This window comes from Croceivirga radicis, from assembly GCF_002072105.2.
Lineage (GTDB): Bacteria > Bacteroidota > Bacteroidia > Flavobacteriales > Flavobacteriaceae > Croceivirga > Croceivirga radicis.
Genome location: NZ_MTBC01000010.1, coordinates 124,298 through 147,550 on the forward strand (window position 1 = coordinate 124,298; position 23,253 = coordinate 147,550).

Here is a 23,253-nt window from a genome sequence, read left to right on the forward strand (position 1 = left end):
AACACACAAAGCCAATGCGTTGCCAAATAACAAATTAAGGCCCCAACGAATATATTGTTGAGACCTTAAATATTGAAACTAAACTAACTTATTATTATACAGTTTAATATCCTGGATTCTGAATATTGTCTTTTTGTTCCGGAGTTAAAGGAGCCCCCTCACTACTATACACACCATCGAGAAAAGTTTGCGGTATGGGTCTTAAAACATGGTAGTCTTGAATAAAAGGAGCCGCACCTGGATTGTAAGCCCTGGTTCTTTCTACCAAAGTTAAGGTTCTACTTAAATCTTCCCATCGGTGCCACTCGCCCATTAATTCTCTAGACCTTTCGTTTAATAGAAAACATAACATACGATCATAATCACTAGCATAACCCAATTTTGCTATGATAGCCTCATCTTCTTCTGGCAAATCGCTAATACTTGTTACCATTAAATCAGTGGCAGCAGTAGTAACTGGGATATTATTGGATTCATAATATGAATTTTCGTTCATATATGAGTTGTGTTCAAACGGCTGTGAAAAATCTGAGGTTGGATATGCCTCCGCCCCATCTGTGTAATAAGAACGGTCTTCCCCATCTTGGTATGCCGCACGCATTCTTACCTCATTAATGTAAGCCAATGCCTGTGCGTAAGTGCCCATTCTTATATGGGCTTCTGCTGCCATTAAATAGGTTTCTGCGGATCGCGCCAATATTTCATCTCGCATTCCCCTGTTATCATTTATAGAGTTTCTGGCGGAATCAAAATGTTTGGATAAGGATGGGAATCTAGGTTCCGCCAGCAAAGAAACGCCGTCCGCAGCATGCGCTACATAAACATGTGGAATGGTTTTACCGTTGTAAAGAATATCTGGATTGTTATTGTTCTTGGTAAATTCAAAACGATCATCCTCTGGGGAGTTTATTATATAGAGGATACCTAAATCGACACCCGGAACGTATTCTACCGGTCCAAAGGTACCATCATCAAAAGTACCTCCTCTATTTACCCTATGCTTTGTTCTAAACGTTTTCCAAAAACGAGAATCGTTAATTTTGTCATAAGCATCATAGGCAAAATAAGTAGGTGCCAAACGACTGTACGGTCTCATTCCGGTTAAATCACGTCTCATCATTGGTAAATCATCGTAACGAGCCGTAAAAGCAACATGATGAAAGTTACTATACGCTGCATGGGTTGCCTTGCTAAACTGAGCAGATAATATTAGTTCAGGCAAAAATTCATTTGCCCCATCTGGCTCTGTATAAGCCCAAATATCCTGAAAATTAGGCGCTAACGGATGGTTGGCTATTACCTCATCACACAAATCTACAACACGTTGCAAATCTGCATCTTTGGTGCCCGAATTCCAAGAATCATTGATTTCACTGGCTCTGGTTAAATATGCCTTGGCTAAATAATGTGCCACGGCATCTCTTGTTATTTTTACCGGCGCTTGAGCAGAGTTATCCAACAAGTCATACGCTTGAGTTAAATCTGATATTACTTGTGCCAAAACTTCTTCGGCAGAAGCTCTTGTAAATTCTAACTCAACAGTAGAACTCGGCTCTAGCTTTAAGGGTACACCACCATATTGCCTAACCAGCTTAAGGTAATTGTACGCCCTTAAAAAGTAACCTTCTCCAAGTGCGGTTCTCTTTACCGCAGGATTTGTAGATTCTATATTTGTAGCAGACGATATGAGTTGATTGGTCATACCAATAGCAACATAGTATCTATCCCAAGGAATATCTGATGTTGTTCTAGTAGTTTGTACTATAGGGCCAAAGCTAGCATCATAATTGTTCCAAGAGCTATTGGTAGCATCACCACCAACATGAAATTCATCCGTACCATAGTTGGTGGTAGCAAATTGTTCCTCGTTACCAAACATGGCTGCTAGAGATCTTTGGTAAGCACCAACCGCTAACTGCAAAACACCATCTTCGGTTTCAAAAAAGTCGTTATTTCGTTGCGTTTTTAACTCTTCATCTAAAAAAGTATCTTTTGTACATGACGTAAGCAAACTAGCAATGAATACAAAAGCCGTGAACAGCCTTATAAAGTATTTCTCCTTGTTTTTCATTTTCGTTAATTTATTTAGTTTCATAGCTTAAAATTCAACATTGATACCTGTGGTTATACCTCTTAGTGGGTTAGACCTACGGATATCCAAATCTATCCAATCTACTTTTGAGAAGATCATCCCTGGGTTGGATGCCTGAGCATAAATTCTTAGGTTAGTAAGGCCTAGACTTTCAGTTATTTTTGATGGAAAAACATATCCTAAAGAAATGTTTCTAACTTTAAGGAAAGACCCACTTCGGTAGCCCAATGTTCCTGCGAAGTTATCCCCAGTACCTTGGGTAAATATTGGTCTTTGATATTCCGCATCCGTATTAATTGGCGTATAATAATCTACCCTTCTTTGATTATATCTTCCACCAAGACCTTCGCCCCCAGTATTAAAGAGATAATCGAATCTACCATACAAGAAAACGGATAATTCTACACCTTTGTAAGAAAAGGTATTGGTAATACCTGCAATATATTTTGGAATCTCGCTTCCAATAACCACACGATCATTATCTGGATCAATGATACCATCTCCGTTTTGATCCACTGGCCTAGCATTACCCGGAGTAAAATTTTGACCGTTTGCATTGAACAAGGCTATTTCTGCCGCATCTTCTTCTTGCCAAATTCCATTGCTTTCATAACCATAAATTACATCTTGAGATTCTCCAATAAACCAGCCATTATTGATATCGTCTTCCGTGCCATTAGCAACTTCTACGATCTCATTGGTTTGGTAAGACCCATTAAAATCTGTTGACCACTCAAAATCAGCTGTTCTTACGTTTACGGTATTTAAAGTTAGTTCAATACCACTAGATTTGGTTTTACCTATATTGTCAAAGGTGTTACGAAAACCGGTAATCGTAGGTATGCTTCTCTCTAACAAAAGATCATTGGTTTCTGATTTGTATACATCTAGACTACCAGAAACTCTACCGTTTAACAGGTAAAAATCTAAACCTAGGTTATACTGTGTAGTTTTTTCCCAACCTAAGTTTTGGTTGGCCAATGTACTTGAATTTAAAACAGCTGCTTCTTGAGAAGAGCCCACTGCATAAAATAAAGAGCCTAGACCACCTTTGGTTGAGTAAGCATCTACCGCAGAGTTACCCACAACACCAACACCTAAACGTAGCTTTAATTGATTGATCCAACTAGAATTTTCTAAAAAACGCTCTTTATCCAAACGCCAGCCAAAAGAAGCACTAGGGAAGAAATCCCACTTATTGCCATCTGCCAACTGGGAAGCCCCATCATACCTACCGGATACCGTAAGTAGGTATTTATCTGCATAACTATAGTTTACACGTGCCATGTAAGACAATAATTGCCTTTCGCTTATGTTAGAATCGTAATTTGCCAATGTAACGTTAGAATTGTTTAAAGCATTCCATTTTTGATCAGCAAACGGTATGTTCTCCGCTGCCATATAACTGCTTTCTTGGTCAAATTCTGTTTGACTCTGCAATAAGGTTACACCCAAGGTGTGATCACCAAAATTTCTATCGTATAGCAGAAGATTATCTAAGGTGTAAGACAATCTTTGTCTTTTCTCTAAAGACGCAAAGCTAGATCCGGTTCTAATTACCGATTGCCCATCCAAAAAGATACCCCTACGGAATGTTTCTATATCTGGACCAAAATTTGTTCTAAATTTTAAACCTTTTAGAGCAGGCAATATTTCACCAAAATCCAATTGCGCATATAAACTACCAAAAGCTCTTAGGGTTACCCGTTGATCTTGAGAAAATTTTTCCTCGTCAATTACTGTTTTTACCGCTATATCCCCACCAGGAAATTCTACTCTATTACCTTCCTCATCAAAAGGCAAGGCATATTGAAAAATACCTCTTGCACTGCTGTATAAGTCGCCACTAGCAGAAACCGCACTATTACCAGCACCAGATTGTCCAAACTCTTGTACGCCATAAGAAGTATTTATGGTACCCCCAAAAGAAAACCATTTCTTTGGAGTAAGATCTACACTGGCTACCGCGTTATATCTTTTAAAACTTTGCCCTTTAACAGCACCTTCGTTATTTATTACACCAAAAGAACCGTAAGCCTTCATTTTCTCTGTACCACCACTAACACTAAGTGTATTTTGGGTAGTTACACTAGTTTGCGTAATAAAGTCCGTAAAATCTGTGGTAGTAAGTTTAGTTGGGTCCCAACTACCGCTCTCCCAGCCTCTTCTAATATTGCTAAAGGCCACATCGTCACCGGCAAAAATTGTTTCGTCATTTGCCAAGGTAGGCTGGTCCCCTCTTGGGTAAATTTCTGGATTGGTATAATAGTATGCCCATCTCCTGTAATCTACAAACTCACTGGCATTGAACATAGGTGCCAATTCATTTATAGATTGTAGTTGAACCGAGCTATTTAGGTTGATCGTCATTCTACCTTCCTTACCTCTTTTTGTAGTAATAATTACCACACCGTTAGCACCACGCGACCCAAAAATAGCTGTGGCAGATGCATCTTTTAAAACATCAATAGACTCAATATCTGCTGGATTTATATTGTTGATACCTCCTGAAATTAATGGAATACCGTCCAAAACATAAAGTGGCGAGTTTGATGCGGTTAAAGAACGTACACCCCTTACAGTAATTGATCCAACCTCACCTGGTCTTTCATTAGTGGTAATGTCTACACCCGCGGCTTTACCTTGTACCGCTTCTAAAGCGTTATTCACTGGTCTGGAATTTACATCTTCTGCATCTACCCTTACCAATGCGCCGGTTACATCTGATTTTTTCTGTGAACCATAACCTACAATAATTACTTCATCTAATTGTTGCGAATCTTCTTCTAGCACAACATTTATCGTGCTTTTATTATCCACCTTTACTTCTGAAGTCTTAAATCCGATGAAAGAAAAGACAAGTATGTCACTTCCTTCCCGTAATTGAATGGAATAATTACCATCAAAATCTGAAACTACCCCATTTGCGGTACCTTTCTGAATAATGTTTGCTCCCGGTATTGGGTCTCCATTAGCAGCTGTAACCGTACCGTTAATAATCTTACCTTGGGCATTTGCGCCCAACGAAAAAATCATAAGGCAAATGAAGAATGCCTTACGTAAGATTTTTCCATAATTGTCTTTCATAATTTTTAAGTGTTTAGTCAGCCTTTAGGTTGGCGTTAAATATTCAAGTTCATCAATAGTATTAAGGTTTTGTTAAATCCGCATCCTGCACTATCCTGAATAGTCATTTTATTAAAAAACAACACCATCTATTAGGATAACCACAATTCAAATCAAGACTATGTGAAAACCGAATGTATTTGTGGACGAACTTGAAAAGAGAAAGAAGTTATAGAACTGAACAATTCTTAGAATAAGAAAATTGCTTAAAGTATATACTAGAACAAGTGTAACGCTGATAAGATTGGGATGTGATGTACGTATAAGAGTAAAACTGCTAATGTAAAGAGAGATATCTTTTAGCTATACACGAATAGCAAACTGCTAAGTAAAAAAGTGGAGAAAAAAACTTTTAAGGAGAATGGTTTATATAAGTCTATCTTATTGATTTGAAATAAGACCTATACACACTAAAAAACCCCGGCACTGCTACCGGGGTTTCCACAAACTGAATAAATTAACTAAAAACTAAACTGCTCTGTGCAGAACTGTAGCCTATTTTACCGCTACAGTTTCTTTGAAAGTTTTGTCGTTCTCTGTAACAACTACTGTATAGTCATTCTCAAAAGCATTTTCAAAATTGAATGCCTTTTCAATTACCAACTTACCTTCCAATAATTCTTTATATACTACCCTACCCTGGTTGTCATAAATTTTGATCATAACATCCTTTTGTTCCAAGTTTAAAAGGTTAACCAATAATTTGTCTCCTTTTCTCTTAAAAGTTGGGTCTAGCTTTACAGCTATTAAGTTCTTTTCTACCTCGTTAACTTTTTTACCAAAAGTTTTTTCTGGTCCGTTTGCCATTACTGCAACTGTTGCAAATAATAATGTGGCTACTACGGTGTTTTTCAAGATTGCTTTCATAACTACTTCGTTTTATGAGTTGTAAAAATCTTACACTGCAAACATACGCCGGTTATCCTATGCTACTCTACCACAAAATTTGCCAATATCTATGCTATATTACCCCACTGCTAATGTTAATTAATTGTAAACGGTAATTTTGCATAGTTCTAGGTTAAAATGGTATAGTTTAATGCAAAAATGGTATCAAAAAAGAAACCCAATGCCTTGCATTGGGTTTTCTCACTAATTAGGGTAACTGTTCTATTACTTTTAAACAGATGTCCAAATTAAGCCATCGTTTTATTTATATAGTAACCTAAACTTTAAATAAGCATTATGAAACTTGCATTCTCATATATTCTATCTTAGATTTCTTAAATAGCTTTTATATGTTAAGTATTAAAAATGCCATTATACTGGCTAGTTATTTAATTGTAACGCCCCTCTTTGCGCAAGAAGAGTTAAAAGAGTGGCGGCCAAACCATAACTTTACTATTACAGACTTTAAATCTAATGCTACGCAAGTAAGCAAAGAGGTGAAAAGTTTATATCTGCAAACTGGAGTTAATATAGAGTTGGCTTTTCAAATGAGCAATCTAGCATTTATGTTCACAAAAAATTTTAATAGTAAGGTCTCTTGTGTCCAAGATTCTAAATCTGCAGTGCTTATGGCACAAAATGAAGAACAAGCCCAACAGCTATTAAATTTGGCCAATTTTGATTTTGACTTATCAGAATTGTATGCCCGTAAAATAAGAAAGGCCCTTTATGAGAATAAAAAAACCTTTTCTAAAGGAGACTTTTTTATGCCCTACTATAATAAAATCATTTCTGAACGGAACCAATTGAGTTCACGAGTATACTCGGAAACGGAATTTGGCAAAAAGGAAGAGCTACTATTAGAAGAACACCAAAAAATAAAAGAGGAGATAAACAACCTAGCCGCATTTTGTAAAAATTGCAAGCCACCAAAAAAGTAATACAACTACATACTTACCAATTATTAAAATAACCCTATGCAAACCTATCTGGGGAAAGTTGTTTTGCCCAAGTATAATTATTTCTACCAGATATATTTTCTGCAATTAATTTACCTGTTATTGGACCCAGACTCCACCCCATCATGGCATGGCCAGTAGCTATATTTAAGTTTTTATACTTTTTAGTATGGCCAATTAAAGGAATGCCATCTGGTGAAACCGGGCGCAAACCTGATTTCGCTTTTTTTAATTCTTCTTTATGTATTTGTACTTCTGGATAATAGGTGTTGGCTGCATGGGCTATGGTGGCTATTCTGGCTTTATTTAATGCATTGTTGTTTCCAGAAAATTCCATAGTACCTGCAAACCGGGTAAAACCATCCATGGGTGTTATAGCAACCCTAGACTCTACTAAAATGGCAGGTATGGTAATATTTGATTTCCTAAACACATCCATACTATACCCTTTACCACCCTGTATGGGAATTTGTAAACCTAATTGTTTTGCCAACCCACCTGTGTAACTACCTGTAGCAAGAACCACTTGATCTGCTACAAATTGAGCCTTTTTGGTTAGTACTTGTTGTAGTCTACCATTTTCTTTTTCAAAACCTATAACCTGTTGCTGCCATTTTATAGTTACGCCTGCCTGCAATAAATATTCTTTTAATTGCCGTATAAAGTTTTGGGGCGTCATATGAGAATCACAAGCATAATGTACACCACCAACAAGCTCTGGCGCTAATGCTGGTTGCAACCTAAGTAAATCTTCGTTGGAATGCACTGTTACGTTAAGTCCCAAATCTGTAGCATTTTTTGCTAACTCCTTTTCATGTATAAAATGTTTTTTTGTTTTGCATACCATAAGCACCCCCTTATTTTCATAATGAAAGTTGAGACCCGTGTCTACCCAAAGCTGCTCATACAATTGTTGGCTACGCAAGTTCAAATCCAATAATAACGGTATGGAGTTGGTTACATGCTTTTTTGTGGCAAAACTTTTAAAGTATAGCGCCCATTTAAAAAAATCAATATCCCAACGTGGCTTTATGTAAAGTGGACTCGTCTTATTAAACATCCATTTTAACCCCTGAGCTACTACAACTGGAGCGGCCAAAGGCATAAAATGACTGGGCGTTATGTAGCCAGCATTAATGTAAGAAGCTCCTTCACCTTTTTCCTGTTGATCCAAGATGGTCACTTCATGCCCATCTTTAGCCAAATAATAGGCAGAACACAACCCAATTATTCCACCACCAATAACAACCACTTTCGCCATAACTCACCTAATTATAAAACCTGAAAACCATGCGCGTAGGGGTCATCATCATCTATAATAATATTGTTATAACCCGTTACTTGTGCCCAGCCTTGAATGCTTGGTACAATGGCCTCATATACACCTATGGTTGTTGTAGCCTCTACACGTCCTATAAAAGTACTCCCTATAAAACTTTCATGAACAAAGGTTTCTCCCAAGCCTAATTTACCTTTGGCATGTAACTGAGCCATACGTGCTGACGTTCCCGTGCCACAAGGTGAGCGGTCAATGGCCTTATCCCCGTAAAAAACTGCATTTCTACCAGAAGACTTAGCATCTAGTGGCTCTCCCGTCCAAAGCATGTGGCTAACCCCTGCTATGGTGGGGTCTTCTGGATGCACAAAGGTGTTTGGGTATTTTTTATTAATACGATTTCTAAGAATCAAAGAGAGTTGTACAATTTTATTGGCCGTAAAATTATGTACACCACTAAAATTGGTTTGTGGATCTATAATTGCGTAAAAATTACCCCCATAAGCCACATCAAACGTTAACAATCCCAGTTCTGGGCATTCTATGGTTAAGTCTGAAGCCGCTAAGTAAGATTTAACGTTGGTTATCTTAACCCAATCTACCTTCTTCCCGGTTTGTTGGTAGGCTATGGTTACCAATCCGGCAGGTGCCTCCATTTTAATTAGACCCGGTATTTTGGGCGTTATGAGACCTTCTTCCAGTGCTATAGTTACCGTGCCAATTGTTCCATGTCCGCACATGGGCAAACAACCTGATGTTTCTATGAATAAAATGGAAAAATCATTATCTGGGTCGTGCGGAGGAAATAGAATACTACCACTCATCATATCATGACCTCGTGGCTCAAACATGAGCCCTCTTCGAATCCAATCGAACTCCCGCAGAAAATGTTGCCTTTTCTCGCTCATGTTCTTTCCCACCAAATTTGGGCCGCCACCAGCAACCAAACGTACGGGATTGCCACAGGTATGGGCATCCACACAAAAAAATGTTTTTCTAGCCATTGCGTTCAAAGAAAATTAGATCAACTAAAAATACTATTTTGGCACTAGATGCTCTGGAAAAGACTGGTAGCAAATAGGGCGTACCCATCTATAAATTGCCGCCGTACCCACAGAAGTAAACCTGGCATCTGTAGTGGCGGGGTATGGCCCTCCATGCTGCATAGCGTTACAGACCTCTACACCAGTTGGCACACCGTTATAGATGATTCTACCCACTTTATAGGACAAAGCATCCACTAATTTATTCAGATGTAAAGTATCATTAGGTTCTACAATTACAGTTGCCGTGAGTTGTCCTTCTAGGTTTTCAATTACCTCATGCAATTGATCTTCATTTTTACAAACTACTGCTAAAGAAAACGGACCAAATACCTCTTGTTGCGTTTTTGGATTACGGATAAAATCGGTTCCAGAGATCCTAGCCAAGTAGCTACCCGCATCATTTAACCCCATATGATTCCCGGATTTTCCCATGAGGACAACCCCTTTTTGTGCAAGTACCGAACCTACGTTAGCTTCATAGGTTTGTTTAATACTATTGTGTAACATAGTCTGTGGCGCGGTGGCTACTATTTTATCGGTTAAGGCTTTCATAAATAGCTCTGTAGCGTCGCTAGCTATCATTAAAAGCAAGCCAGGATTGGTACAAAACTGCCCAGCACCCAAACTAATAGATTGTGCTAGGCTTGCCGCCAATTCATGGGTACGCTTTGCTGCTGCATCAGCACTTATTACCACCGGATTTATACTTCCCATTTCTGCAAAAACGGGTATAGGCTCTTTTCTTTGGTTAGCCAAGTTTAACAAAGCCTTGCCTCCTTTATAGCTACCGGTAAAACCTACGGCTTTAATCTGTGTATGTTGAACCAAATGGACGCCAACTTCTTTACCACCATTAATACTAGAAAATACGCCTTCTGGCATTGCTGTTTCCTGGGCAGCTTTTACAATAGCCCTACTTACCATTTCTGAAGTACCTGCATGTAAAGGGTGAGCTTTTAAAACCACCGGACAACCTGCTGCCAACGCACTAGCGGTATCCCCTCCGGCAGTTGAAAATGCCAACGGAAAATTACTGGCTCCAAATACTGCCACTGGACCTATAGGAAGAACAGAACGAATATGTGCTGCTTTTGGAAACGGAGTTCTATCTGGTTCTGCGGCATCTTTAACAACCTGTTTCCAGTCTTCTTGCTTAATCAGTGCTGCAAATTGTTTTAGTTGTCCTATTGTTCTACCTCTTTCACCTTTTGCCCTGCCCTCTGGTAAACCAGATTCTTTACAATACATATTAATTAACTCATCTCCCAAACTTTCTATTTGTTCCGCAATGGCCAAAAGAAACTCGGCACGTTCATTTCCTGTTTTGTTTCGGTACGATCTAAAAGCTTTATCTGCCAGTTTACAGGCATTGTCTATCTCATCAACGGTTGCCGTAAAGAAATCAGTTTCATTTTCTGTATTGGTTACCGCAGTAGTAGTTTTAAAGGTTTCTTCACCCTTATTGGAGTACTCCCACCCAATACTATTTTTACCAGTTAACATAGATTATAAGCTTTTGTAATTAAATAGCATTGGCCTATTTTCCATAGCTTTTGCAATAATCGCTTGCACTCGCTCTCTTTCTTTTCCTTGCAAAGGCAATCTGGGTGCCCTAACATATTCTGAGCCAATACCTGTTGCTAGTTCTGCCAATTTAATATTTTGCACCAATTGCGGACTTATATCTAACTCCAACAAAGGCATAAACCACTTATAAATTGTTAAGGCCTCTGATAATTTACCTGCTTTAACCAACTCATAAATTGCAACGGTCTCCGCGGGGTACGCACATACCAAACCTGCTACCCAACCATCTGCTCCAATGGCCAAACTTTCCATACCCAAGGTATCCACTCCCGTAAATACTTTATACCGGTCTCCAAACCTATTTTTTATTCTTATGATGTTGGTAATATCTCTGGTAGATTCCTTGATAGCCTGTATGTTTTCACAAGATTGTAAATCTTCAAACATCTCCAAGGTAACCATGATTTTATAATCTACCGGATTGTTATAAATCATTATAGGTAAGCTAGTACTATTGGCAATGGCCTTAAAATAGGTAACCGTTTCAAAATCAGTAGCCTTATACCGCATAGGCGGTAAGAGCATTAAACCTGCAGCACCATTTTTCTCCGCATTTTGTGCCGCTGCAATGGCATCTTTTGTGGTCTGTTCGGCAATATTTAATAGTACGGGCACCTTACCAGCTACCGTATTTAGGGTATTTTTTAATAACAATTCCTTTTCAGGTTTGGTTAAGGTGCTCGCCTCTCCTAGGGTACCTCCTAATATAATACCATGTACGCCTGCAGTTATTTGTGCCGTAATATTTTTATTAAATAATTCCAGATCTAATTCGTCTTCTGCGGTAAACTTGGTGGTAACCGCAGGCATTACGCCTTTCCATTCTAACATATATAAAGCTTTCCTCAAAATTAGAAGCGCAAAGACAAGAAGCAGGTATAATTATTAGCTACATTTGATACTATATTACCCTTTATCAACAATTAAAATTAAATTACGAGTAATTTAATTTAAACATAGTATGCTTTGAAAGTATTACCTTTTAAAATACCCAAGCCACAGAATGAGGCCGTTATTTATCAAGTAGATAAAGAACAGGTGTTCTACGACCAACTACACCAACATGCCGAAATACAAATAAGTTATATTAAAGAAGGTAGTGGAATGCTTTTGGTAGGTGATACCCTAAGCCATTTTAAGAATGGTGATGTATTTGTAATTGGAAGTTATTTGCCCCATGCATTTAAAAGCGATACCTCTACCAAAGAACTTTCAGAAATGCACACCCTATTCTTCGACAAAAACGCCTTTGGAGAAACTTTTTTTTCCCTTCCAGACTTAACACCGGCCAAAACCTTTTTTGATAAGACCATCTTTGGCATGCAGGTAGTAAACCAAACTACCAGCATCAAAGAATATGTTACTAACCTAGGCAGCCAAAATACGGTTGAGCGCTTAGCTACCTTGTTACTAGTAATAAGTTTAATTGCCCAAAGTGATACCAAGCCACTTTCCTCTTTTGTATATCCAAAAAATTATTCTGAAAATGAGGGGAAACGCATGAACCGTGTTTTTGATTATGCTATGAGCAATTATCACAATCCAATAATGTTAGATACGATAGCCAACCTTGCCAACATGAGTAAAAACGCTTTTTGTAGGTATTTTAAAAAACGGACTAACAAGACTTTTATCCAGTTTTTAATAGAAATAAGAATAGATAAAGCTTGTAAAATACTAGCAAATAATCCAGAACAACCAGTTTCCTTTATAGCAGAACAATGCGGTTTTACCAATGTCGCCAATTTCAACAGAAAATTTAAGCTCCTAAAAGGCTGTACGCCAACCCAATTTAGAACTTCTTTCAAGAGTTCTTATTGATGCCTTATTTGACAAAAATTCCATGTGCAGCGAAAATTATAATAAAATTTTCGTTCTAATATTATCATTTACGCAATCGATTGTGTTATTTATTTTTATATTCGTTTCAATAACCTCTAATTATTTCACATTCAACAACTAAAAGCAAAATCCGAGAGAACGCGGTAGAGCTGGTTTTAACGGATTACTGTTTTGCAAAATTGATGATCTGCCCCTATGCAACTAAAAAAGTTTCTTCTATTTTTCCTATTAACCACAGCTACCAAACTGTTGGCTTTAGATACTATTTCCTATGTTGCCCATAAACCATCTACCAAGCATTTTGCATTAGCTTCTAAGGGAAAAGTTGCCAATCTTTTGGTTAGCAGCCAAGATTTTAAAGGTGTACTTAAAGTAGCAGCACAACTACAAACAGATATTGAGAAAGTAACAGGTACAAAACCTGTGCTACAGCAAGACCAAACTAACGACAAGGAAATAGTTATTATTGGTACATTTGGTAAAAGTCCATTAATTGACCAGTTGGTACAAGCGGGGAAATTAAATGCTTCGGATTTGGAAGGAAAATGGGAAAAATTTATCATCACCACGGTTAAAAATCCATTTCCAAATGTTAAAAAGGCTTTAGTAATTGTAGGTAGCGATAAACGTGGAACTATTTTTGGACTGTACGACCTTGCCACCCAAATTGGTGTTAGCCCTTGGTATTACTGGGCAGATGTGCCAGTGAAAAAGCATAGAGAACTTCACATTATAAAAGGATTGCACACCCAGGGAGAACCAGATGTGAAATACAGGGGTATTTTTATCAATGACGAAGCCCCGGCCTTACGCAACTGGGCTTTAGATACCTTTGGAGGTTTTAATCATAAATTTTACGATAAAGTTTTTGAATTGATTCTTAGAAACAAAGGCAATTACCTATGGCCTGCTATGTGGGTTCCAAGTGCTTTTGCGGATGATGACGCCAAAAACGCAGCGCTTGCAGATGAATACGGCGTGGTAATTTCTACCAGTCACCATGAGCCTATGATGCGAGCCCATGCAGAATGGTATAAATACGGTAAAGGGTCTTGGAATTATGAAACCAATAAGGATAATTTAAATAGTTTTTGGCGTGGGGGAATTGAACGCATGGGAAACCATGAAAGCGTAGTTACCGTTGGCATGCGCGGTGATGGAGACGAAGCCATGAGCGCAGAAACCGCCGTTGACCTGATGAAGACAATAATTAATGAACAACGAAAAATAATTGAAGAAGTTACCCAAAAACCTGCTAATGAAACACCTCAAGTCTGGGCCATTTATAAAGAGGTACAGGATTATTATGATAAAGGCATGCGAGTACCTGATGATATCATGATTCTTTTCTGTGACGATAATTGGGGCAACGTACGGATACTTCCAAAAAAAGAAGACAGGGATTATAAGGGAGGGTTTGGCCTCTATTATCATTTTGATTATGTAGGCGCACCTGTTTCGTACAGGTGGCTAAACGTAACCCAGATAGAACGTACTTGGGAACAGATGAAACTTAGCTATGACTGGGGCGTTCGCGATTTGTGGTTGGTTAACGTGGGCGATATTAAACCCATGGAACTTCCAATTAGTTTTTACATGGATATGGCATGGAACGCTGCTTCTTTTAAGGCAGAAGACCTACCTCCCTATTACACAAAGTGGGCGCAACAGCAATTTGGAGAAAAATATGCCGAAAAAATTGGTGGTTTATTAGCCACTTATACCAAATACAATGCAAGGCGTACCCCAGAAATGCTTAAACCAGATACCTACAGCTTAGAAAACTATGGTGAGGCCGATCGTGTTGTAACAAGTTATAATCAACTTTTAAAAGAAAGCAATACAATTTATAAAAGCTTACCAGAATCTTACAAAGCTGCATTTTATCAATTGGTGCATTCCCCTATTGCGCTTAGCGCTAACTTGAACGAAATGTACGTTGCGGCAGCCAAAAACAACTATTATGCAGAAAAAGGTATTACCGCTGCAAATTTTTATGCCGATAAGGTAAGAGCCTTGTTTAACCAGGATAAAGAACTAACCAGAGCCTATCATGAAGATTTGTTAAATGGCAAATGGAACCATATGATGTCTCAAACACATATTGGTTATACCTCATGGAGTCATCCGCCGTTAGACAAAATGCCTGCAATATCCTACGTACATGCACCAGAAAAACCAGGCCTTGGATATTTATTAGAATACGGAGACACACCCAAATGGGGTTGGTTAGATGTTGAAGGCGACTGGGCTTTTAGTAATTCGCTACCATTATTTGATAATATAAACCTGCAAGAATATTATATAGAAATAGTTAATAAAGGTCAAGGAGAATTAGCATACCAATTAAATGCTAAAGAAGATTGGATACAACTTTCCAAAACCAGAGGCAAAACTACCTATTCAGAAAAAGTTTGGGTAAGTATAGATTGGAGCAAAGCCCCAAAAACCAACACAATAGGAGAAGTTGAATTAACCAACGGAACGCATTCCTATTCCATAAAAATTCCAATAAGGTACTTAGAAAACGGACACGGTTTTATAGAAAACAACGGCGTGGTTAGCATTAATGCCGCTAATTATACCCACAGTCAATCAAATAAAGGTGTCCAATGGAAGATTGTACCTAACCTTGGCAGAACCGATAGCGCTATTGTACCATTTCCAATGGATATAGATACGCAAGAACCCATTAGTAATGGAGCTATGGTGAGTTACGATTTTACTATATTTCAAGAAAATGAAATTACAGTAGAAGCCTACCTTTCTCCTAACCAAGACTTTAAAAAACAAGATGGCCTTAAGTTTGCCATAGCTATTGACGATGCGCAACCACAACTCATAAATATAAACAAAGGGGAAGAAAAACCCGATTGGGAATATGCAAAATGGTGGATGGAATCTGTGGGAGACCATATTAAGAAAAGTGTTTCTAAACATGGAAAACTAAAAAAAGGAAAACACACCTTAAAAATATGGGTGGTAGATCCTGGAGTGGTAATTCAAAAATTTGTGATAGATGCCGGTGGTTTAAGAACAAGTTATTTGGGGCCAGAACAAAGCAAATTGATCAAATAGCATGTCGCAGACCCCTAATAAATTTAAATGCTAGGTTTTGTTTATCTTGAATTTTTTTTAATAGATGGTTTCTGATTTTTTATAGAAATCGTAGTTACAAGCAATGGAAGTAAAAAAAGAAGTTACTATTTATGATTTAGCTAAAACGCTAAATTATTCGCCCTCTACCATTTCTAGAGCGCTTAACAATCATAAAAGCATTAGCAAAAAAACCATTAAACTGGTTAAAGAAACTGCTGAAAAAGTTGGTTATAGACCTAACAATCTTGCAGCTGGCCTACGTAATAATAAAAGCAAGACCATAGGCATTCTGGTACCGCATTTAAATAGACCATTTGTATCTACTTTAATTAGTGGAATAGAAGAATCCGCTAGAAAAGCGGGGTATAATGTTTTGATTTCTCAATCGTATGATGAGGCCGAAATTGAAATTGCCAATGCACGCACTTTATACGATAGTAGGGTAAGTGGCCTAATTGTATCATTGGCCATGCAAACAGAGCTGTACGACCATTTTAAACAATTTACAGACCAAGGAATTCCTATTGTTTTTGTAGACCGGGTACCTAAAACCTATAATTCTTATAAAGTAATTATAGATAATTATACCGCAGGTTATAAAGCCACTAAACATTTAATACAAGGTGGGTGCAAACGTATTGCCCATTTTGCTGGATCGCAACACAGGAACGTTTATGAAGATCGTAAAAAAGGTTATGTTGATGCACTTAAAGAACATAACCTACCTATTGACGAAAGCCTAATAATACCTTTTAAAACGTTAAGCTTTGAAGAGGGAGAGAAAGCAACCAAAAAGTTATTGAAGATGGAACAACCACCAGATGCTATCTTTTCTGCCAACGATACTGCTGCTGTGAGTGCTATTTTATGCGCTAAAAAAATGGGATTTTCCGTGCCGGAAGATTTAGCTATAATTGGTTTTAATGACGACCCCATTTCAAAAATAGTAGAACCAGCTTTGTCTACCATCTCGCATCCTGCATTAAAAATGGGTAAAATATCCGCAAAGCGTATTTTGGAACATGAACAAAAGGAACAAGACGATTTACTAACGGAAGTCTCGGTTTTGAATACTGAAGTTATTGCCAGAGCTTCTACAAGACCAATTAACTAAAATTTTTTAAACTTTTAATCAATTACAAATCAGCTTAGAATAAAAATATTTGAAAAATGCAATCGGTTGCAAAACTAGATTCAACAACGATTATCTTTAAACACACACTTTCTATATAACTTTTTACGGGCCGAATACTAAACCTTTAAATTAATCCAAATTGAAACCTAAATTATATCTTACTTTAATACTTTCCATCTTAATCTTCTCCTGGAATTTTTCACAAGACAACGGATACGATCTTTGGCTTAAATATGATAAAATTGAAAACCAAACAATTGCAAAAGAGTACCGTGATCACTTAAAAAGTATTGTGGTTCAAGATGCGGATGAAACCACGGCAATAATAAAAAAAGAACTTTCTCTAGCCCTAAAAGGTTTATTGGGCGTAGCTTTTGAACCATCTACCTTTGATTCTAACATTAACGCTCTTGTAATAAGCAAACCAGAAAACTTACCTGAGGACTTAAAAAAGAGCATAAACACGACTAAACTGGAAAAGGATGGTTTTATGATTAAGGCGGTAACCCTATCAGATAAAATGCATACCCTTATCATTGCAAAAACAAATAGTGGATTACTATACGGTACCTTTCATTTTATCAGACAATTACAGCAGCAAAAAAACATCAAAAACCTTGAAATAGTAGACAACCCCCAAGTAGATTTAAGAGTACTGAACCACTGGGACAACCTTGATCGTTCCGTAGAGCGTGGTTACGCGGGTTTTTCAATCTGGAATTGGCACACCTTACCGGATTTTATAGATCAACGCTATATAGATTATGCGCGTGCCAACGCCTCTATTGGCATAAACGGTACGGTATTAACCAATGTAAATTCTAATGCCCTAATTTTAACACCTCTATACCTAGATAAAGTAAAGGCCTTGGCAGAAGTGTTTAGGCCATATGGAATTAAAGTTTATCTCACGGCTAGGTTTTCTGCTCCAATAGAAATAGGAGGCTTAGATACAGCAGACCCGTTAGATCCTAAGGTCATAAACTGGTGGAAAACAAAAACGGCTGAAATTTATAAGCTAATACCTGATTTTGGTGGTTTTTTGGTCAAGGCAAATTCCGAAGGCCAACCTGGGCCACAGAATTACGGCCGCACCCATTTAGACGGCGCCAACATGATGGCGTCCATTCTAAAACCACATAATGGCGTGGTCATGTGGCGCGCCTTTGTATATTCAGAACACGATCCTACAGACAGGGCTAAACAGGCGTATAGTGAATTTATTCCTGATGATGGCAATTATTTGGACAATGTGTTGATTCAAGTAAAAAATGGAGCTATAGATTTTCAACCAAGAGAACCCTTTCATCCTATGTTTGGCGCAATGCCTAAAACACCATTGATGATGGAGTTTCAAATAACCAAGGAATATCTTGGGTTTGCAACCCACTTGGTTTTTTTACCCAAGTTATTTGAAGAAGTATTGCAATCCGATACATACCAAAAGGGAGAGGGCTCTACGGTTGCCAAGGTTATTGATGGTTCTTTGCACAACAAAAAAATTACCGGAATGGCGGGTGTTGCCAATATTGGCACCGATTTTAATTGGACGGGGCACTTATTTGGACAAGCAGATTTGTACGGGTTTGGTCGTCTTGCCTGGAATCCAAATCTAGAATCGGCCACCATAGCAGAAGAATGGCTACAATTAACGTTTACCACCAACAAAGAGTTTGTAGAACCTATAAAAAAATTACTTCTAAACTCCCGAGAAACAGTTGTAAACTACATGAATCCCTTAGGGTTACATCACATTTTTGATACGGGTCATCACTACGGGCCCGGGCCATGGGTTTCCAATCTTTCTAGACCAGAGTGGAACCCTGTATATTACCATAAAGCAGATGATCAGGGTATTGGTTTTGACCGTTCTTTTACAGGCAGCAATGCGGTAGATCAATATGCGCCGGAATTGGCTAAAAAATTTGGTAATATAGAAACCTGTCCAGAAGCTTATTTACTATGGTTTCACCATGTTCCATGGGAATACAAATTAAAAAATGGCAGAACGCTTTGGGACAATCTTGGTATTAAATACCAGCAAGGGGTAGATGAAGTCAAAGGTATGATTAAGACTTGGGAAGCAATGAAACCCTATGTTAATAGCAAACAGCATAAAGAAGTTACCATGCGCCTTAACATACAATTAAAAGAAGCCATCTGGTGGAAAGATGCTTGTATGAGTTATTTTAAAACTTTCTCTAAGATGGACTATCCTATGGAAATGGAAAAACCAACTCATGACCTTTCTTATTACCAATCATTAAAGTTTCCTTTTGCTCCCGGTATAAAACCTAATTGGCACTAAATAATTAAATAAATGAACAGAATGCAACAGACCATGCGCTGGTACGGGCCGCATGATAAAATAAAATTGGCAGACATACATCAAGCCGGAGTTAAAGGTATAGTAACGGCCCTGCACCAAATTCCCGTTGGGGCTATTTGGGAAATAAGCGAAATAAAAAAGCGTCAAGAAATGATTCGCGCAGAAGGCATGGAATGGTCCGTTGTAGAAAGCCTGCCAGTACATGAAGACATAAAACGAAAAAAGGGCAACTACAAGGCATACATAGAAAATTACAAGCAAAGCTTGATTAACCTTTCAGAATGTGGACTTAAAGTAGTTACCTATAATTTTATGCCCATTTTAGATTGGGTACGTACAGAACATGCGTTTAAAAATCCAGATGGTTCTAAAGCCCTGATGTATGACGAAACCGCTTTCATCTTTTTTGATGTATGCTTACTTAAAAGACCTGGGGCGGAACAAAGTTATGCACCCCAAAAAATAGCCGAAGCAAAAACCTTTGGCGCAACGCTTTCAAAAGCCGAAAAAGAAAAGCTATTTCAAAATGTACTGCTTGGCCTACCGGGAAGCCAAGAAAATTTTACGGCAGAACAAATTCTGCACTTATTAGAAGAATACAAAGGTATAGATGATAATGCACTACGTGAGCACCTCATCTATTTCTTATCCGAAATAGCTCCCCTTGCTGAAAATTTAGATGTACAATTGGCCATACACCCAGATGACCCACCTTTTTCTGTAATGGGTTTACCTAGAATTGTTTGTACGGAAGCGGATATTGAAAAAATACTAACTGCAGTACCCATACAAGCAAATGGACTTTGCTATTGTACTGGCTCATTAGGCGGGCAACCTGAAAATGATTTGGTACGCATAATCAAAAATCATGGTGAACGCATACATTTTTTACACTTGAGAAATGTAAAACATGAGGCATACAGGCGATTTAGAGAATCTGAACATCTAAATGGTGACAATCCCATGGAGGCAATTATGGAAGAATTATTGCTTTTAATGCAAAAACGAGATATACGTTTACCAATGCGCCCAGACCATGGTTTCTTGCACAATTTTGAAGGAACGGAATTATATCCCGGTTATTCTTTGATTGGGCGCTTAAAAGGCCTTGCCGAATTAAGGGGGCTAGAAATGGGAATTGCCTACAAATTAAACAGTACTAAATAAACTTAAAAAAGTACCATGAAGCTTATAAAGTTATTGTTCTGGGGTTTATTTATGGTAACCACCAATTTAGTGGCACAAATAAAACTTCCACAATTGATCAGTGATGGCATGGTTTTGCAACGCAATACTGAAACCACCTTATGGGGATGGGCATCACCAAACGAACAAATAACCTGTAAGTTCAAAGGTAAGGCCTATAAAGTTACAGCTAATAAACTTGGGGACTGGAGTATTACTTTGCCAGCCCAAACCGCAGGAGGTCCGTACAAGATAACCTTCACCGGAAAAAATAAAATAGAACTCAAAAATATTCTATTTGGCGATGTTTGGGTTTGTTCTGGACAATCTAATATGGTAACGCCTATGGAGCGGGTAAAAGAGCGTTACCCCATAGAGGTTTCCAATGCTTCTTATGATGAAATTAGAAATTTCTTTATCCCCACGACAACCAATCTAATTTCACCAGAGAAAGATTTGCCAAAAAGCCAATGGAAACCTGCAGTTGAAGGAGATATTATGTCCATGGGAGCTGTTTCGTATTTTTTTGCAAAGAAAATTTATGAAAAATACAAGGTGCCAATCGGCATTATCAATGCAAGTGTAGGAGGCACGCCCATACAATCATGGATTAGCGAGGATGGATTCAAAACATTTCCAGAAGACCTAAATACTATTTCGCAAAATAAAGACACCAGTTATACCAACCAATTTACGGTGCCACCAAGCACCAAAACTGAACAAAAATTAAAAGATATGGGCCTGCTGGAAAACCCAAAATGGTATAATCCAGCGGCATCTACAACAGATTGGTATAATTTCTATATACCAGGCTATTGGGAAGACCAAGGAATAAGAAATCTTGATGGTGTTGTCTGGTTTAGAAAAGAAATTACCGTACCAGAGGCTTTGTTAGAAACTGACGTTAAATTTTTCATGGGCCGTATTGTAGATGCAGACGAGGTTTATGTAAATGGCACCAAAATAGGAAACATAACCTATCAATACCCACCAAGAAGGTATACCGTTCCAAAAGGCGTATTAAAAAAAGGAAGTAATACCATTGTAATAAGGGTTACCAATTATAATGGCAAAGGAGGTTTTGTTCCCGATAAAAATTATGAACTTACCGCTAATGGGGTTAGCATAGATTTAAAAGGGGAATGGAGGTATAAAGTAGGTGAAGTTTTTGCGCCAAACCCTAAGGGCTACAAACCGGCTACCTACAATTCTTTTTGGGCTCAGAACCAACCCACAAGTTTATACAATGCTATGCTTGCGCCAATTACAGCATTGAATGTTAAGGGTTTTTTATGGTATCAGGGAGAATCCAACTCGGGCAACCCAACAGGATACGGAACTTATCTTAAGGCGTTGATCAAAGACATGCGCAATCAATTTAATGCTCCAGAGGCACCTTTTCTATTTGTACAATTGGCCAATTACCAAGACGTAGATTATTTACCCACAGAAAGTAACTGGGCCGCTTTACGTTTTGAACAATTTACAGCACTAACAGAACCCAAAACGGCGATGGCCGTTGCCATTGATTTGGGAGAGTGGAACGATATTCACCCCCTGAACAAGAAAGATGTAGGTGAGCGTTTAGCCCTGGGCGCCTTAAAATTAGGCTATGGGGAAGACATAGTATACTCTGGACCTTTATTTAGTGCTACAAAAGTAGTAGGGAACAGCATCGTTATTTCGTTTGATCAAATAGGTAGCGGTTTGGTTGCCATAGATGATAAACCCTTACATCGATTTGAGATTGCTGGAGAAGACCAAGAGTTTATATGGGCAGATGCAAAAATTGTCAACAACACCGTTGTGGTTAGCCATGAACAAATTGAACATCCAAGATATGTACGGTATGCATGGGCAGATAATCCGCAAGGAGCCAATTTGTACAACAAAGAAGGCTTGCCAGCATCTCCTTTTCAAAATTATAATCCTATAGAATTGAACAAAATACCATGGCAAGGTAAAAAAGCGGCGGTTGTGCTTACCTATGACGATGCATTGAACGTTCATTTAGACCACGCGGTTCCCGTACTGGATTCACTTGGCCTAAAAGGAACCTTTTATGTTTCTACCTTTTCAGATGCATTTAGAAATAGACTAAAAGAATGGAAGCAAATTGTCCAGAATGGTCATGAACTGGGTAATCATACCATCTATCACCCTTGTATAGGAAAAGAAGATAGGCCCTGGGTTAATAAAAATTATGATATGGCTACCTATACCGTAGAGCGTATGGTAGATGAAATAAAAATCAATAACACCCTACTAGAAGCATTAGATAATAAGAAGAAGCGGACGTTTGCCTATACCTGCGGAGATTTTACCGTAAACGGTGAAAATACCTTCATTGAATATCTAAAGGATGATGTAATTGGTGCACGAGCTGTACGCCCTCAAATGCATACCATAAATGAAATAGACCTTTACAATTTGGATAGTTACCCAATAGTTGGTGAAACGGGTGAGGAATTGATTACCTTGGTTAAACAAGCCATAGAAAAGAAAGCTTTGTTAATATTTCTTTTCCATGGTGTTGGCGGTGAACATGCTATGGACGTTTCTTTACCCGCCCACCGTAAACTATTAGAATACCTAAAAGCTAACGAAACCGAGGTTTGGACTGCTCCTATGATAGATGTTATACACAATATTAAAGAGGCCACTACTACAAATTAATAGCGATATCCAA

Annotated in this window: 14 protein-coding genes; 7 read left to right on the forward strand and 7 right to left on the reverse strand. The window is 38.2% G+C overall.

Features of this window, described 5'->3' with window-relative positions; all coding sequences use genetic code 11:
• Positions 1-103 precede the first annotated feature (103 nt).
• The 3 genes from BUL40_RS13800 to BUL40_RS13810 all read right to left on the reverse strand — a co-directional run bounded on the left by BUL40_RS13800 (position 104) and on the right by BUL40_RS13810 (position 6,085).
• Positions 104-2,071 carry a RagB/SusD family nutrient uptake outer membrane protein gene (locus tag BUL40_RS13800; protein ID WP_080319728.1) on the reverse strand — a complete coding sequence of 656 codons (1,968 nt, stop codon included), beginning with the start codon at positions 2,069-2,071 and terminating at the stop codon, positions 104-106.
• A 27-nt stretch (positions 2,072-2,098) separates the two neighbouring features.
• Positions 2,099-5,179, reverse strand: coding sequence for a SusC/RagA family TonB-linked outer membrane protein (locus tag BUL40_RS13805; RefSeq protein ID WP_080319729.1), 3,081 nt, complete (start codon positions 5,177-5,179; stop codon positions 2,099-2,101).
• A 534-nt stretch (positions 5,180-5,713) separates the two neighbouring features.
• Positions 5,714-6,085, reverse strand: coding sequence for a hypothetical protein (locus BUL40_RS13810; protein WP_080319730.1), 372 nt, complete (start codon positions 6,083-6,085; stop codon positions 5,714-5,716).
• Positions 6,086-6,456: 371 nt separating this feature from the next.
• On the opposite strand from BUL40_RS13810, the gene BUL40_RS13815 reads away from it, so the two are divergent.
• Positions 6,457-7,047, forward strand: coding sequence for a hypothetical protein (locus tag BUL40_RS13815; protein WP_080319731.1), 591 nt, complete (start codon positions 6,457-6,459; stop codon positions 7,045-7,047).
• 34 nt (positions 7,048-7,081) lie between these two features.
• Here the strand turns inward: BUL40_RS13815 and BUL40_RS13820 are convergent, their stop codons facing one another.
• Genes BUL40_RS13820 through BUL40_RS13835 form a run of 4 tightly spaced genes read right to left on the reverse strand, consistent with a single transcriptional unit; the run spans position 7,082 to position 11,805 of the window.
• Entirely contained in the window at positions 7,082-8,326 is a 1,245-nt protein-coding gene (locus BUL40_RS13820) for an NAD(P)/FAD-dependent oxidoreductase (protein ID WP_080319732.1), read from the reverse strand.
• 11 nt (positions 8,327-8,337) lie between these two features.
• Complete coding sequence (locus BUL40_RS13825; protein ID WP_080319733.1) at positions 8,338-9,345, reverse strand: 4-hydroxyproline epimerase; 1,008 nt, start codon at positions 9,343-9,345, stop codon at positions 8,338-8,340.
• Positions 9,346-9,378: 33 nt separating this feature from the next.
• The gene (locus BUL40_RS13830) at positions 9,379-10,890 is read right to left on the reverse strand and encodes an aldehyde dehydrogenase (NADP(+)) (protein WP_080319734.1); all 1,512 of its coding nucleotides are present in this window, start codon (positions 10,888-10,890) and stop codon (positions 9,379-9,381) included.
• Positions 10,891-10,893: 3 nt separating this feature from the next.
• Positions 10,894-11,805 (reverse strand): dihydrodipicolinate synthase family protein, encoded by a 912-nt coding sequence (locus BUL40_RS13835; protein WP_080319735.1) that lies wholly within the window; start codon positions 11,803-11,805, stop codon positions 10,894-10,896.
• Positions 11,806-11,940: 135 nt separating this feature from the next.
• Here BUL40_RS13835 and BUL40_RS13840 point away from each other — a divergent pair, with 135 nt between their 5' ends.
• The 6 genes from BUL40_RS13840 (at position 11,941) to BUL40_RS13865 (ending at position 23,240) form a co-directional block, all read left to right on the forward strand.
• Positions 11,941-12,795: an AraC family transcriptional regulator gene (locus BUL40_RS13840; RefSeq protein ID WP_080319736.1), complete on the forward strand. Its 855-nt coding sequence runs from the start codon at positions 11,941-11,943 to the stop codon at positions 12,793-12,795.
• A 216-nt stretch (positions 12,796-13,011) separates the two neighbouring features.
• Complete coding sequence (locus tag BUL40_RS13845) at positions 13,012-15,894, forward strand: glycosyl hydrolase 115 family protein (RefSeq protein WP_080319737.1); 2,883 nt, start codon at positions 13,012-13,014, stop codon at positions 15,892-15,894.
• A gap of 103 nt (positions 15,895-15,997) precedes the next feature.
• Positions 15,998-17,029, forward strand: coding sequence for a LacI family DNA-binding transcriptional regulator (locus tag BUL40_RS13850; RefSeq protein ID WP_080319738.1), 1,032 nt, complete (start codon positions 15,998-16,000; stop codon positions 17,027-17,029).
• Positions 17,030-17,189: 160 nt separating this feature from the next.
• The gene (locus BUL40_RS13855; RefSeq protein ID WP_080319739.1) at positions 17,190-19,358 is read left to right on the forward strand and encodes an alpha-glucuronidase family glycosyl hydrolase; all 2,169 of its coding nucleotides are present in this window, start codon (positions 17,190-17,192) and stop codon (positions 19,356-19,358) included.
• A gap of 12 nt (positions 19,359-19,370) precedes the next feature.
• Positions 19,371-20,546 (forward strand): mannonate dehydratase, encoded by a 1,176-nt coding sequence (gene uxuA, locus BUL40_RS13860; protein WP_080319740.1) that lies wholly within the window; start codon positions 19,371-19,373, stop codon positions 20,544-20,546.
• 15 nt (positions 20,547-20,561) lie between these two features.
• Positions 20,562-23,240 carry a sialate O-acetylesterase gene (locus BUL40_RS13865; protein WP_080319741.1) on the forward strand — a complete coding sequence of 893 codons (2,679 nt, stop codon included), beginning with the start codon at positions 20,562-20,564 and terminating at the stop codon, positions 23,238-23,240.
• Positions 23,241-23,253 lie beyond the last annotated feature (13 nt).